The sequence below is a fragment of the Streptomyces sp. NBC_00328 genome, assembly GCF_036139655.1.
Lineage (GTDB): Bacteria > Actinomycetota > Actinomycetes > Streptomycetales > Streptomycetaceae > Streptomyces.
On record NZ_CP108013.1, the window covers coordinates 8,077,851 to 8,091,151 of the forward strand.

Genomic DNA, 13,301 nt, shown 5'->3' on the forward strand with positions numbered 1-13,301 from the left:
ACCTTCCCGCCTGCCTCGGGCGGACGACGGGAAGGTGGCGACAGTCCCTGGGGGGTTTAGCCCCAGCAGTTCTCCAGGCCGTAGCCGGTGTCCTTCGACGTGACCCCGTCCTGCGCCTTGTCGGTGATCAGCGTGACGCCGGTGTCGGTGTAACCGGATGCCTTCTTGCCGTCCTTGGCGTACGTCACGACTGCCTTGACGCCCTCGGAGGCCATCTTCAGCGGGTACTGCTGCGAAGTCGCGGCGATCTTGCCGTCCTTGACGGCCTGGGTGCCGGTGCAGCCGCCGTCGACAGAGACGATCAGGACGTCCTTCTCCCGGCCCTTGGCCTTCAGCGCGGTGTAAGCGCCCAGGGCCGCCGGTTCGTTGATGGTGTAGACGACGTTGATGTCGGGTGACTTCTGCAGGCAGTTCTCCATCGCGGTCTGGCCCTTGGCCTGGTCGCCACCGGTGTCCTGGGCGCACACGACGTCCTTGTCGGTGGCGCCGAAGCCCTTCAGGAAACCGTTGTGTCGCTGGACGCCGACGGAGACGCCCGGCGCCAGGTCGAGGGCGGCTATCTTCGCCGTCTTGCCCTTCATGGCGGCCTTGGCGTACTCGCCGATCAGCTGACCGGCCTTGAGGTTGTCGGTGGCGAAGAGAGCGTCGACCGCGCTCTCCGGCTCGGTCGGCGTGTCCAGCGCGATGACCAGAACACCCTTGGCACGGGCCTTCTGGATCGCGGGCACGATCGCCTTGGAGTCGCTCGGGGTGATCAGGATGCCCTTCACCCCGGCGGCGACCATGTTCTCGATGGCGGTGACCTGACCGGCGTTGTCCCCGTCGAACTTGCCTGCGGCGGTGGACAGTTGGGCACCGTTCTCCTTGGCGGCCCTCTCCGCGCCCTCCTTCATCTTCACGAAGAACGGGTTGGTGTCGGTCTTGGTGATCAGACCGACTTTCACCTTGCCCGAGCTCGTGGAGCCCGAACCGGAGCCGGACCCGCAGGCCGTCAGGGTGAGTGCCGCGACGCCCGTGACCGCGGCGGCTCGGAGGAGGGACGAGGACAGGCGAGTGGTGCGAGACATGATCGACTCCTGTGGGATAGCGGGCGGCACGGGGGTTGGGATCAGAGCGTGTCGCTCGGGGTGTCATCGTTGACTTATGTCATCGTTGACACTGCCTGGCCAGGATGATGGACTCCGGATCCCGGCAACGTCAATGCCTTCCACTCGTCACAAATTGGCAACGTCCCCAGTCGTCGGCTCCGCGCGGCCGGTCAGTGGCTGTGTCGCCGCGCCGCCCCTTTGCCCGGTCTTCCCGAGCCTTTCCGAGAGAGAGCAGCCCATGAGCCCGCGTCAGATCACCGTTCTGGGAGAGTGCGTCGCGGACGCCTTCGCCGAACCGGCAAGCGCCTCGAACGAGCTCGCCCTGCGGGTGCTGCCCGGCGGCGGACCTGCGAATACGGCGGTGGCCCTGGCCCGGCTGGACACGCCGGCCCGCTTCCTCGCACGCCTGTCCGGCGATGTGTTCGGCCGCCTGTTCCGCGCCCACCTGGAGGCGTCCGGCGTCGACCTGTCGTACGCCGTCGCCGCCGCCGAGCCCAGCACGCTGGCCGTGGCGGAGCTGGACGCCACCGGGCAGGCCGCGTTCTCGTTCCACGCGCAGAACACGGCCGACTGGCAGTGGACTCCAGGGGAACTGGCAAGGGTGGATCTGTCCGAAACGGCCTGTGTGCACACCGGGTCGCTGGCGCTGGTCCGTGAGCCCGGCGGAGCGGCGGTGGAGGAGTTCCTGGCGGCTGCTGCTCCGCGGGCCACCATCAGCATCGATCCCAACGTCCGGCCGCTGCTGGTGCGCCCCGAGGTCTACCGCGCCCGGCTGGCGCACTGGTGCGCTCTCGCCGACATCCTGCGGCTGAGCGAGGACGACCTGGAACTCCTCCTGCCGGGCACTCCGCCCGAGCAGGCGTGCGACATCTGGCATGCGGCGGGGGTACGGCTCGTCGTGATCACGCTCGGCGCCGACGGCGCCCTGGCCTCGCTCGACGGCGAACGGCTGCGGGTGCCCGCGGTGGCCACGCGGGTCGTCGACACGGTCGGCGCGGGGGACTCCTTCACCGCCGGCCTGCTGCACCACCTCGGCGCCCGCGGACTCCTCGGTGGCCGGCTGGCCGATCTCGGTCTCGACGAGGTCGCGGAAGCCTGCCGGTTCGGCACCCGGGTCGCGGCCCTGACCTGCTCGGTCGCCGGTCCCAATCCGCCGTGGCGGAACCAGTTGGCGCAGCTTGCGGCCGCCGGCGGCGCCTGACGGGCGAGCGGGCCGCGCCGGGCAGTTCCGCCCCAGCCCTTGACGCGTCTGCCGGATTCCGCACATCATCGGGCCACTTGATGTCAACGATGACACAAGTCAACGATGACACCCCTGGTTCGGCCGCGTGGACGACGACGCCGACCAGGGCGTCACGTTTCGGTCGGTCCACGCACGAGCCGCAGGCTCCGCCCAGTGGACGGCCACAGCACAGGAGACACCATGAGCTCTGGACGTGTATCCCGGCACGCTCTCGGGCACCAAGGCCCAGCTCGTCTCCCAGGAGACGTCCGTCAACTTGATCGTCGACGGCAAGGTCGTCCGCAGCGCCACCAGCTCCAACAGGCGAGACCTGGACCGGGCCTCCTTCGACATGCGCTCCTATGCCGGCAAGGAGGCGCAGATCCAGATCGTCGACATGAACACCGCCGGCTGGGGCCACCTCCTCGCCGACCGGTTCACCGCCACCGACACGGCCGCGAAGTCCGTCGTGCAGCGCGCCGACTGGGCCGACTACGGCAAGGACTAGCCGCACGTGGTGACCGCGTCCGGCGTCACTGTCAAGAGTGCCTCCAAGACCCTGATCGGCCCCGCGGCGCAGGGCAAGGCTCTCGACATCGAGGCGACCCTCTCCCTCAAGGACGCCGAACGCTTCGGCCTGAAGGTGCGCACCGGCGCGAATGGCGAGGAGACCGTCATCGGCTACGACATCACGACTCAGGAGCTGTGTACGTCGACCGCACCCACTCCGGCGCCGTGGACTTCAGCAGCACCTTCCCCGGTGTCCGGACCGCGCTGAAGGCCGAGAACGGCTCGGTGAAGCTGGACAAGGCCGTCGTCTGGCACCTCGACTCCGCACACAAGTGACGCCCACGACTGACAAGGACACGAGACCGTGAAGAAAACCCTGCTCGCCGAGTTCACCGCCCGCGAGGGAGCACAGGACGAGGTCGCCCGTCTGATCGGCGACTACACCCTGAAGGTGCGCGAGGAAGAAGGCAACCTCGCCTTCGACGTCTACACCAAGGCAGCCGCCCCGCGCGCCTTCTGGATCTTCGAGGTGTACCGGGACGAGGACGCCTTCCAGGCGCACCTGAACGCCCCGTACGGCGGCCCTTTCAACGCCGCCCTCGTTCGGCTGATCGAAGAGGACGCCTCCGCGCTGACGTTCCTGAACCCGCTGGCCACGAATCCGTAACGAACCGTCGACAAAGGCCTCCACCGGGGCGTGGTCTCATCCCGTACTCACTTGCCGAAACGATTGGGCACCACTTGGGCAGGCGGATCGGGATAAAGGACGTGGCGGCAGCCGCCGGAGTCTCGGTCACGACCGTCTCCCACATCCTCAACGAGGTCGAGGGCAAGCGCGTCAACACCGAGACCCGGCAGCGCGTTCTGGAGACGGCCCGGCAACTGGGGTACGCGCCCAACGGACTGGCCCGTGGCCGGCGGCTGAAGCGGTCGAGCACCATCGGCTTCGTCAGTGACCAGATCGCCACCACCCCCCCCACGCGGGCCGGATCATCCTAGGAGCGCAGGAGGCAGCCGCCAAGCACGACCCGCTGCTGCTCATGCTGAACACCGGCGGAGACTCTGGGATGGTCAGTTGGTGGTGAGCATGCCTTCGCGGAGCTTGGCGAGGGTGCGGTTGAGGAGGCGGGAGACGTGCATCTGGGAGACGCCGAGGTGTTCGCCGATCTGGGCCTGGGTGAGTTCGTCGACGAACCGCATGTGGATGATGCGGCGTTCACGGTCGTCGAGCTGGGAGATCAGAGGGGCGAGGGCGTTGAAGTCCTCGACGAGTTCGAGGGCGTTGTCGTCGATGCCGATGAAGTCGGCGAGGGCGGCTTCGCCGTCTTCGCTGGAGGTGATGGCGGCGTCGAGGGAGGCCGAGGTGTAGCCGTTGGCGGCCTTGCGGGCCTCGATGACCTCTTCCTCGGACAGGGACATCAGTTCGGACAGTTCCCGTGTGGTGGGCATGCGGCCGAGCCGGCTGCGGAGCTCCTCGGTGGCCTTGGCGAGCGCCACGCGTGCTTCCTGCAGCCGGCGCGGGACGTGGACGGCCCACGTGGTGTCACGGAAGAAGCGCTTGATCTCGCCGACGATGTAGGGGACGGCGAAGGAGGTGAACTCGACCTCGCGGGACAGTTCGAAACGGTCGATGGCCTTGATCAGTCCGATCGTGCCGACCTGGACGATGTCCTCCATCTCGTCCTGTCCGCGGCTGCGGAAACGCGCGGCCGCGAACTGGACGAGGGTGATGTTCATTTCGATGAGGGTGTTGCGCGCGTACTGGTACTCGGGCGTGCCCTCTTCCAGAACGGCGAGCTGGTCGAAGAACAGCCTCGACAGCTCGCGGGCGTCCTTCGGAGCGACCTGCGACGGGTCACTGATCTCCGGCAGCACAACGGTCCGCGCCCCTGCCGTCTCGGTCACTGTCATGCTCGTCCCCTCCTGCGTGATCCATCCTCATACGCCGCCTGCTCCTGAGCGGCCAGAGACGGCGTACCCGGGGTTGAGGCATGCATGCCAGGCAATTCCCAGTGGATCTGCTGCTCGGCCATCCGGCCTCAGGAGTCAAAGCGGAAGCGAGGTTAACCCATTCGGCATGCGGGGTTTCGACGTAGGGCCGGCCGCCCTCGCCGAGATGCCGTCCCGGCGAGCCCCTGGTGCCGGCACGACGGGCAACGCGACGTCAGGACTTTGCCACTGCGGTCGCCTTCCCCAGCAACGGCCAGGAGCGCCGCCCGACGCTTACGCCGGGTCGCTACCGCGGCAGGAGGGCGCTCACGGTCTTGCTCCCCAACGGGTGGCGGGTGACCGCGGTGGCGTGGGCGAGGTGGTTGACGATGGGCCGGCAGAAGCCTCCGGTGCTGTTCAGAGCGGGGATGCGCATGGGGGGCGCCTGGGAGCAGTGGTCGTGCACGGCCGCCTCGATGCTGTCCGGGGTGCGACCAGGTCCAGGGTGTAGGCGCCGCCGCCGTGGCGCAGGGCGTTGGTGACGAGTTCGGAGGCGACCAGGACCACGGTGTCGGCGGCGTCCTGCGCGATCGGACCGAGACCCTTAAGAAAGGCCCGGGCGCTCTCGCGTACGCCGGCGATGGATGCCACAGAACGGTCGGTGCGACGTCCTGCGCTCATCGTGACCATCAGTTCCCCCAAGCCCCTGTGGAGTCCAATGTCCGGTGTGTGCGCTGCGCTTGTGCCCTGGCGCGCAGCCGGCCAACCCGGCCGGGGCCTTCCATCGTCGTTGTTCGAGTCCGACTAGCTCTCCGCCGGACACGCAAAAATCTATGCTGGCTGGAGTAGACATTGGGAGATCGTCTGGCTATGGTTTCTCTCGTAGCCGAGATCAGCAGGGCCTGGCAGACACGAACTGCCAGGTAGCAGTACATGTAGTTGGAATGTGCAGGACGGTGCGGTGGTGGAGTTTCGGAGCCAGGGTTGTTGCAGGACGGCGACGGGGCTGACGACCGGACCGGGCGGCCTGCAGTGATCAGGGGCCGCCGTGAGCAGGACCGCAGTTGATGCAGTTGGCAGTACCTTTAGGTGCAGTTCGCAAGACTCAGCAGTGAAGTCAGTAAGTGGTTCCTCGGTGAAGGCGTCGGCTGCGGGCGCGCGCGCCGGGAGGTTCGGCAGTGGGGTTCTAAGCCAGAGCAGACGCAGGACGGGCGACGGGGCTGGCTGCCGGAGAGTGGCGCTGTCACAGGTCACCGAGCAGGTCGCATCACCAGCAGTACGCGGTAGAGCAGTACCAGCAGTGAGTTGATCCCAGAGGGAAAGAACGGAGGGGCCGAGCGCCATCAGGATCGCCCGGGCGGAATGGCTGAGCCCGGGTACCGCAGGACATCGATAGTGAGGTGGTCTCCGGTCGAGCAACCGCGATCCCCGCATTCCCCGCCCTCTCCCGGGTGGGCGTGCGGAAACAGAAGGCCGGCGCAGTATCAGGGCCGGCAGATGGTGTAGCAGTTCCTTCGGGGCCCTGGCACACATGGTGCCAGGGCCCCTCCACGCGTTCCACGAGAGAGGTGCAATGACAGCAGACGACTCGTTCGGCCGGCTCGATGACGACGACTACCCCGCCTACACCATGGGCCGGGCCGCAGCGTTGCTCGGCACCACCCAGGGCTTCCTGCGCGCCCTCGGCGAAGCCCGCCTCATCACCCCGCTGCGCTCAGCGGGCGGCCATCGACGCTACTCCCGCTACCAACTGCGTATCGCCGCCCGCGCCCGCGAACTCGTCGACAACGGCACCCCCATCGACGCCGCCTGCCGCATCATCATCCTCGAAGACCAACTCGAAGAAGCCCAGCGCATCAACGCCGAACACCGCCGCGCCTCCCCGCCTGCGGATCCAACGGCCGCAGCCTGAGGAGCCTGGACCCCTGGACTTCCCGCGCCTGCCGCCCCCTTCGCATGCGCACGGGTGCTGACGTCAGATGCTGAGCTGGTTCTGGTAGTAGCTGCCGACTTGCTCGTGGTAGCCGACGTTGTCGAACTGGGGAGTCCTTGATCTCGTTTTGGGTGAGCGCGACGTAGACCTCCGCTTGTTGGTCGACTTGCTGAAGGTTCCGGCCGGCAGCAGAACGTGCTTGCCGAAGATCCACACGCCGGTGACGAGGTGGGAGGAGTCGATGTCGTCCGAGTGCTTGTCGACCTTGCCGACGTCACCGTCGGCGGCCTCGACCTTGTATCCGATCAGGTCGGTGCCCGCGGTCTAGCCGGTGGCCAGCTGGCAGCCCCAGATGTTGTCACTCATAAAGTACGGCTGCCTCATCAAAGAATGCTTTGCCACCCGCAGTTGAACTGCAGACTTGCCGAGATTGAGCGTCATTGGTGACGTTCCCTCAGAGATTCGGGTTCCCGGCTTCTTGCGCCTATTCATACGCCCTGCGGAAAGAGCGGACAGCCGGAGGCGTCGTGCTGGAGGGCCATGGTTCCTGACGTCACGGCCGCCTCCGGCCATGGCCTCCAGCTACCCCGAACCGGAAGAACTAGCCTTTTCATCCTTCGGTCACTGGGACAGGACATGGGTGGGGCCCGACGCCGAAGCGTCGGGCCCCACCCATGATGATGTGCTGATCAGGCCGTCTACCAGCGGTACCAGCGGCCGCGCTTGCCGCCGCTTGCTGTCGGGCGGATCACGAAGCCGAGGACCCACACGATCAGCACGATCACGGCGATCCACCAGAGCGCCTTCAGTGCGAAACCGGCACCGAAGAGGATCAGGGCGAGCAGTAGAACAAGAAGAATAGGAACCATAGTTATCAACCTCCGGACCCTCGTGTGCCCTGCGGATCGATCTCCATTCCTGTGGATCTTATGTATTCCTTAGACGGTCCACGGCTGCGAAAGCGTGGCGGTCATCGAGCTGGTTTGAGGATGCGATCCGGGGTGACACGGAGGGCATACGTGAGTTCCGATTGAGGCAGGGGTGAGTGGTTGTGGCTGCGGACGAGAAGGCTCAGGCCAAGGGCGAGCAGGTCGAGGGCAAGGTCAAGAAGGCCGTCGGCGGTGCGGTGGGTAACGAGTCGCTGAAGACCGAGGGGCGCGTCGAGGAGTCCAAGGGCGACCTGCGTGCGGCCAAGGAGAAGGCCAAGGACGCCGTCCGGCCCAAGTAGGCGCTCAGCACCCCTGATCCCGGCAGCCCGTTGGCTGCCGGGATCTTTGCCGCCGGTCCCGGGCTGGGGAGTCAGGCGGCCCGGACGAGCTGGGCGCGTCCGAACAGCAGGGCGTAGCCGTCGGGGAGCTGTCCGATGATCCGGGCGGTCAGGTCGTCTCCAGCGAGGCGGGCGACGACGCCCAGGACTGATCCGACGTCCCAGCGGGTCGTCGCCGGCGTACCCCCGGTTCGCTCAGCGAGGTCCTTCACGAAGCCCCAGCCCGTCAGGGCCTCACCCGCAGGGATCTGCGAAGCGAAGGCGTGGGCGGCTTCCTGGGGGAGACGAGCGGCGAGTTCCGTCCGCTCGATGTCTGTCAGCTGGCGGCCGAGGCCTTCGAGGACGCGGCGTACGACGCATTCTGTCTGGGCGCGGGTGGGGTAGGCGCCTTCGTAGCGCACCTCCTCCAGCATGTGCTCGAAGGTGACGGTTGCCGTCGGGGCAGGGGGCGCGGGGGGAGAGAGAAGAGTCATGAGGCGTGTCGACTTTCCTTGCGTGACCGTCTTCCTGCGGTGGACCGGCTGTTCCGCGTGAACCGTGTTCTTCGCGGGGCCGGTTGTCCGGCGTGGAGTGGAGAGTCAGTGCCGCCGGGGCCCAGGCGGGATTGCAGGCAGACCGCCCGGGCCCCGGTGGATGGGGCACGTTCACCGGATCAGCTGTCGAGTTCCTTGCGGTCGCCGGTGCTGTTGACGCTGATCTTGCGGGGCTTGGCCCGCTCCGCGATCGGGATGTGGAGCGTCAGGACGCCGGCCTCGTAGTCGGCGGAGATGCGTTCGGTGTCGAGGGTGTCGGCCAGGACGAGCTGGCGGGAGAAGGCACCAAGAGGCCGTTCGGAGAGTTCCGTCTGGGCGCTCTCGGACCGCGGCAGGGGCCGGCGTTCCGCCTTCACGGTGAGCATGTTCCGCTCGACGTCGATGTCGAGGGCGTCGGGGTCGATGCCCGGCAGGTCGAAGGCGATGACGTACTGGTCGCCGTCTCGGTAGGCGTCCATCGGCATCGCGGAAGGGCGGGACCATGTTCCCGGACCCATCAGGTGCTGGGCCAGCCGGTCGAGTTCACGGAACGGGTCGGTGCGCATCAACACGGGATACACCTCCAGATGAGTTCAGCAGTTGCTGTGCGCTTCACCTGACACCGTTGTAGCATGTCATCTGAACGACGACAACTCATGGGTCATCCGAACGACGACGCATCGAGTGGTGGGCCACAACCTGCGAAGGAGAAGACGATGAGTGATGACCCCATCCCGGCACCGGCTTCCTTCGCGGCAACGGCCACCGCGCTGCAGGCCATCGCCCAGGCCATGCGGACTGCGCGAACCGAGGAGAACGCCTCCACCGACGATCCTGAGCAGGCCATAGCGGCCCTGCTGCTCCTGCGCGAGGTACGTGAACAACTGGCCGGCTGGGAGCCCGGGCTGATCGAGACGGCCCGGGAAGCCGGTGCCAGTTGGGCCGACCTGGCCCACCCCCTCGGCGTCTCCAGCCGCCAGGCCGCCGAGCGGCGCTACCTGCGTGTGCGTCCCGGTGAAGCGGGTGCCACCAAGGAACAGCGTGTGCAGGCCACCCGCGGCCGGCGCGCCGCGAACCGCTCCGTAGCTGCTTGGGCTCACGACCACGCCGCCGCGCTGCGTCAGCTCGCCGGGACCATTACTGCCTTGCCGGACCTTCCCGCCACCGCAACGGACGCGATCAGGTCCCTCCACACCGCACTTGGTGACAGTGACCCCTCCCAACTCCTCGGCCCTCTCTCCGATACAGGCCCCCACCTGCGGCCTGCTCATCCCGACCTCGCGGACCGCGTCACCGACATCGACCGCCACGCCCACGAGAGACGCGAGAGCGAGCAGCGTCAGCGCTCTTCGAGCGGGCAGTAACAGCCGTCGGGTGAAATGGACGTCGCGAAAGAATCCGTCCCGGTTGACGATCCACCTGACTCGACCCCTGCGACAAGATCTTCGGCCATCGCCGGTGCCGCAAGCAGGAGGCCTCATCGGGAGGGCAGCGGGGGGAGAGGTGCCGCGCGTCCCGGTGGCAGCCCTGCCCTCGCCGCGTGCCGGTGCTGATGTCCGCCCATCGCTCCTGAGCCCATCTGTGCGCCCGCCAGCTGAGTTGAGGCCTCTCGAGGAGCTGCCTCGGGTGCCAGCCACGGCCGGCCATGCCTTCCTCGTCCGCCCTCAATCACTGCACCCCTCGTGCCGCGGGTGCGGCCACGGGGACGCGCCTGCACCGTTCGGGTGTGGTGGTTGAGGCTGCTTCCCGCAGCAGAGCGAGCCTGCGGCGTTCCATGAGCGCCGGGCCCGCCTCGACTCCCGTAGAGGCCGACAGGCCCGGTGCGTCCCTGGCGGGCAGCTTCGATACCCGGGTTTCATGCTTCCGGGTCCTGCCTGCGGGGGAGTGCTCGATGCGGACGGTACGGGGGCCACGTCACGCGAGGCACACGGCCGCCGGCCGACTGGCGCCCGTCAGGCAGACGGCGAACGAACACCAAAGTTTCAGCCCGCTGTCAGCTGCCATGTCCGGGTGAAGCCGAGCTTTGAGCGCACGGCACTTCCGGAGGGCGCAGTTTGCCCGACACGATCCACGGTGGCGTCCCCTCACCGGATCGAACGCTCGACCACTGCTCCGGACGCGGCGATCAGCGCAGGTCCGCCCATGTTGGTGGCTGCTCTTGGCCGCTGTTCAATGCGATCCTGTGGACAGCCGCACACGCCAAATGCTCCAGCTGTAGATCGTGATCTTGATTTCTGCTTCAGAGCTGTTCAGCGGTAAGGGTTGACCCGGGGACGATCCTGATGGCGACGTTGCCAGTTGGACCAGCCGAGTCGGCGGGCCAGATTGTCCACGGGGCGGACGGCGAACGCCGTGAACAGTCGTCAGACGTGGTGCCGGTGGCCGGCGCGAGGGATCGACCCGTTCGAGGCGGTCTGTGTGTCACCATCGAGACGTGAGCACCACTCCGGCCTTGACGCACGATGCCCAGCTCTCGCAGTTGCGGCGGCTACGTCTCGCCAAGGACGCCATGGACCGTGATTGGGCCGAGCCCATAGACCTGGACATGGTCGCCGCGCACGCTGGGTACTCGCGCTACCACTTCGTCCGCGTCTTCCGGGCCGCGTACGGGCAGACACCCGGGCAGTATCTGAGCCACCGCCGCATCGAGCGCGCGGAGGAGCTGCTGCGCACTGCCGACCTGTCGGTCACCGAGATCTGCACGCTGGTCGGCTTCACCAGCCTGGGAACTTTCTCCTCCAGCTTCAAGAAGCACACCGGCCTCACGCCGAGTGAGTACCGTGCCCGGCACGTCGGGCAGGGGTCGGCGCTGATCCCCGGGTGCTATGCGCTGCTCTGGCACGGGAGTTTCAAGGGACTGCTGAAGCGCAGCGCCGAAGAGCGCAATTCTGGAGAAGCCGGGTGAGGCAGCGGTAACTACGGTGGGCTGCAGGGCATGGGCGAGCAGCGCCCCGTCGAGCACAGGGAGTCAGCCGTGATCAAGGGATTGTCCATCGCCAACGTCTGGGTCCTCGACCACGAGCGGGCCAAGGCGTTCTACACCGAGCAACTGGGGCTCGAGATTCGTACCGACATGACGATGGGCGAGGCGGGGATGCGCTGGCTCACCGTCGGCGCCAAGGACCAGCCGGATCTTGAGATCACACTGATGGTCCCAGGGCCACCTGCGCTCGATCCAGAGTCCGCCGAAGAGTTGAAGAAGCTGATCGCCAAGGGTGTGCTGGGGGCGGGTGTATTCGCCACCGACGACATCCATGCCGATTACCAGGCGATGAAGGCGCGCGGTGTGGAGTTTCTGCAGGCACCGCAGGAGCGGCCGTACGGGACTGAGGCCATCTTCCACGATGATTCCGGCAACTGGTTCTCCTTCACCCAGCGTCGTGAGCAGCTCGATCTCGACAAGGACTGGAGCTGCTGATAGCTGAGCCGTAGACCGTGATCTTCACGTCTGTGATGCGGCTTGTCGCCGGTAATGACTGGCTCGTGATCGTGACTGGTGGCGGCGTCGCCAGGTGGACCAGCTGAGCCGGTGAGCGGGGCCGTGACCGGGGCGGACAGCAACAGTGATGAACAGGCGCTGGATCTCGTTACAGGTCAGCGGGAGCAGGTCATCCGGTCCCGGACGGCGGGTGTGTTCGTCGGCACGGACAACGGCGAGAAAGGCATGGGCGAGCATGGCGAGGGTGACCCATCGGACCCAGGAGGGGTAGCGGCGGACCTGGTGCTCATCGAGCCCGGCCAGCCCTTTCTCGCTTTGGAAGGTCTCCTCCACCCGCCATCTGGAACCTGCGACCTTGACCAGGGTGGCCAGGGATGTCGGCGTGGTGCAGTGGCAGCGGTAGTAGGCGAGCACGCCGGTGGTGCGGTTGCGGCGGATCAACAGCTGGTGGTGGCCCGGTGCCGCTTCGGTAAGGTCGATGACGGCCCAGTCGTAGAACCGCTGCCCCTTCGCACCGCGTCCGGCCGAGAGCTTCTGCCAGGCCCGCCTGGGCACCTTCTTCACCAGGGCATCAGCACGGAACGTGCCCGCGCCGGTCGGCACTTCAGCCGAGCAGGCCACCGCGAGGACGTAGCCGATGCCGCGTTCCTCCAGCACCGCCCGCGGTTTCGGATTGCCGCCGTAGACCTCGTCCCCCGTGACCCAGCCGATGCGGTGTCCGGCGTTCAGGAACCGTTCGATCATCACCCGGGCCAGTTCTGGCTTGGTCGCGAAAATGGTGTCCTCGCCAAGCCCCGCTGCCCGGCAGCGATCTGGGTCGCACGTCCACGAACGCGGGATGGACAGTTCTCGGTCCACCGCTGCGTGCCCCGGGCGCCCGCGTAAACGAGGTAGACCGCGACCTGGGAGTTCTCGATCCTCCCGGCCGTACCGGTGTACTGGCGCTGGACACCGACAGTGTGCGTCCCCTTCTTCACGTCCCCGGTCTCGTCGACGACCAGCACCGCGGCGTCGTCGCGGAGGTGCGCGACCACGTATTCGCGCATGTCGTCACGGACGGCGTCGGCGTCCCAGGCTGCCCGGCACAGCAGGTGTTGCATGCCGTGCGGGCTGGCCTTTCCAGCCCACTCCGCGATCGTCCAGCAGTTCTTCCGCGGCAGGTCCGACAGCAGCCCGAGCACCAGCCGCCCGACCCGGCGCCGGGGTTCAACCCGCTTAAACCGGACCGCGATCCGCCCCAACAGGCCATCGAATGCCTCGCGCCAACGCGCGGGATCTATGTTGTGACCTGCGGCCACCGCCTCTTCGTAAGTCCACACAACTCACGATGATCAACGGAGGCCGCACCTGTCTCCACACCGGCCCAACCAGCAAGATCACGATCTACAGCTGGAGTAAAAG

Annotated in this window: 17 protein-coding genes and 2 pseudogenes; 10 read left to right on the forward strand and 9 right to left on the reverse strand. The window is 67.2% G+C overall.

Annotated elements, in window-relative coordinates; all coding sequences use genetic code 11:
• Window positions 1-56: 56 nt before the first annotated feature.
• Window positions 57-1,067, reverse strand: coding sequence for a sugar ABC transporter substrate-binding protein (locus OG485_RS35215; RefSeq protein ID WP_328672600.1), 1,011 nt, complete (start codon window positions 1,065-1,067; stop codon window positions 57-59).
• A gap of 259 nt (window positions 1,068-1,326) precedes the next feature.
• On the opposite strand from OG485_RS35215, the gene OG485_RS35220 reads away from it, so the two are divergent.
• The 5 genes from OG485_RS35220 (at window position 1,327) to OG485_RS35240 (ending at window position 3,819) form a co-directional block, all read left to right on the forward strand.
• Complete coding sequence (locus OG485_RS35220) at window positions 1,327-2,289, forward strand: carbohydrate kinase family protein (protein WP_328672601.1); 963 nt, start codon at window positions 1,327-1,329, stop codon at window positions 2,287-2,289.
• Window positions 2,290-2,524: 235 nt separating this feature from the next.
• Window positions 2,525-2,818, forward strand: a complete 294-nt coding sequence (locus tag OG485_RS35225) for a hypothetical protein (protein WP_328672602.1) — start codon at window positions 2,525-2,527, stop codon at window positions 2,816-2,818.
• Between the two features lie 6 nt (window positions 2,819-2,824).
• Window positions 2,825-3,088, forward strand: a complete 264-nt coding sequence (locus OG485_RS35230) for a GH32 C-terminal domain-containing protein (protein WP_328672603.1) — start codon at window positions 2,825-2,827, stop codon at window positions 3,086-3,088.
• A 96-nt stretch (window positions 3,089-3,184) separates the two neighbouring features.
• Complete coding sequence (locus OG485_RS35235) at window positions 3,185-3,487, forward strand: putative quinol monooxygenase (RefSeq protein WP_326784476.1); 303 nt, start codon at window positions 3,185-3,187, stop codon at window positions 3,485-3,487.
• A gap of 101 nt (window positions 3,488-3,588) precedes the next feature.
• A complete protein-coding gene (locus OG485_RS35240) occupies window positions 3,589-3,819 on the forward strand; it encodes a LacI family DNA-binding transcriptional regulator (protein WP_328672604.1) in 231 nt (76 codons plus the stop codon).
• A 72-nt stretch (window positions 3,820-3,891) separates the two neighbouring features.
• Here OG485_RS35240 and OG485_RS35245 read toward each other — a convergent pair whose 3' ends face one another.
• The 3 genes from OG485_RS35245 to OG485_RS35250 form a co-directional block, all read right to left on the reverse strand.
• On the reverse strand, window positions 3,892-4,731 hold the full coding sequence (locus tag OG485_RS35245; protein ID WP_328672605.1) for an RNA polymerase sigma factor SigF: 840 nt from the start codon (window positions 4,729-4,731) through the stop codon (window positions 3,892-3,894).
• 325 nt (window positions 4,732-5,056) lie between these two features.
• On the reverse strand, window positions 5,057-5,185 hold the full coding sequence (locus OG485_RS44095) for a hypothetical protein (RefSeq protein ID WP_443048824.1): 129 nt from the start codon (window positions 5,183-5,185) through the stop codon (window positions 5,057-5,059).
• Window positions 5,167-5,430 carry an ATP-binding protein gene (locus OG485_RS35250; protein WP_443048825.1) on the reverse strand — a complete coding sequence of 88 codons (264 nt, stop codon included), beginning with the start codon at window positions 5,428-5,430 and terminating at the stop codon, window positions 5,167-5,169. The genes OG485_RS44095 and OG485_RS35250 overlap by 19 nt, the downstream gene beginning before the upstream one ends.
• 892 nt (window positions 5,431-6,322) lie before the next feature.
• Between OG485_RS35250 and OG485_RS35255 the strand changes: the two genes are divergently transcribed.
• Complete coding sequence (locus OG485_RS35255) at window positions 6,323-6,661, forward strand: helix-turn-helix domain-containing protein (protein WP_328672606.1); 339 nt, start codon at window positions 6,323-6,325, stop codon at window positions 6,659-6,661.
• 63 nt (window positions 6,662-6,724) lie between these two features.
• On the opposite strand, the pseudogene OG485_RS35260 reads toward OG485_RS35255, so the two are convergent.
• Both OG485_RS35260 and OG485_RS35265 read right to left on the reverse strand, forming a co-directional pair.
• A pseudogene (locus OG485_RS35260) lies at window positions 6,725-6,991 on the reverse strand (PRC-barrel domain containing protein).
• Between the two features lie 389 nt (window positions 6,992-7,380).
• A complete protein-coding gene (locus tag OG485_RS35265) occupies window positions 7,381-7,551 on the reverse strand; it encodes a hydrophobic protein (protein WP_067385923.1) in 171 nt (56 codons plus the stop codon).
• A gap of 182 nt (window positions 7,552-7,733) precedes the next feature.
• Between OG485_RS35265 and OG485_RS35270 the strand changes: the two genes are divergently transcribed.
• Window positions 7,734-7,910, forward strand: a complete 177-nt coding sequence (locus OG485_RS35270) for a CsbD family protein (RefSeq protein ID WP_328672607.1) — start codon at window positions 7,734-7,736, stop codon at window positions 7,908-7,910.
• A gap of 71 nt (window positions 7,911-7,981) precedes the next feature.
• Here the strand turns inward: OG485_RS35270 and OG485_RS35275 are convergent, their stop codons facing one another.
• Window positions 7,982-8,422, reverse strand: coding sequence for a DUF2267 domain-containing protein (locus tag OG485_RS35275; protein ID WP_328672608.1), 441 nt, complete (start codon window positions 8,420-8,422; stop codon window positions 7,982-7,984).
• 179 nt (window positions 8,423-8,601) lie between these two features.
• A complete protein-coding gene (locus OG485_RS35280; protein ID WP_328672609.1) occupies window positions 8,602-9,033 on the reverse strand; it encodes an Hsp20/alpha crystallin family protein in 432 nt (143 codons plus the stop codon).
• A 144-nt stretch (window positions 9,034-9,177) separates the two neighbouring features.
• On the opposite strand from OG485_RS35280, the gene OG485_RS35285 reads away from it, so the two are divergent.
• From OG485_RS35285 to OG485_RS35295, 3 genes are all read left to right on the forward strand, one after another.
• Window positions 9,178-9,825 carry a type III effector protein gene (locus OG485_RS35285; protein WP_326784469.1) on the forward strand — a complete coding sequence of 216 codons (648 nt, stop codon included), beginning with the start codon at window positions 9,178-9,180 and terminating at the stop codon, window positions 9,823-9,825.
• Window positions 9,826-10,970: 1,145 nt separating this feature from the next.
• Window positions 10,971-11,366, forward strand: a complete 396-nt coding sequence (locus OG485_RS35290; RefSeq protein WP_326790715.1) for a helix-turn-helix transcriptional regulator — start codon at window positions 10,971-10,973, stop codon at window positions 11,364-11,366.
• Between the two features lie 69 nt (window positions 11,367-11,435).
• Window positions 11,436-11,879 (forward strand): VOC family protein, encoded by a 444-nt coding sequence (locus tag OG485_RS35295; RefSeq protein WP_328674777.1) that lies wholly within the window; start codon window positions 11,436-11,438, stop codon window positions 11,877-11,879.
• A gap of 24 nt (window positions 11,880-11,903) precedes the next feature.
• On the opposite strand, the pseudogene OG485_RS35300 reads toward OG485_RS35295, so the two are convergent.
• Window positions 11,904-13,198 (reverse strand): annotated as a pseudogene (locus OG485_RS35300) (IS701 family transposase).
• Between the last annotated feature and the right edge of the window lie 103 nt (window positions 13,199-13,301).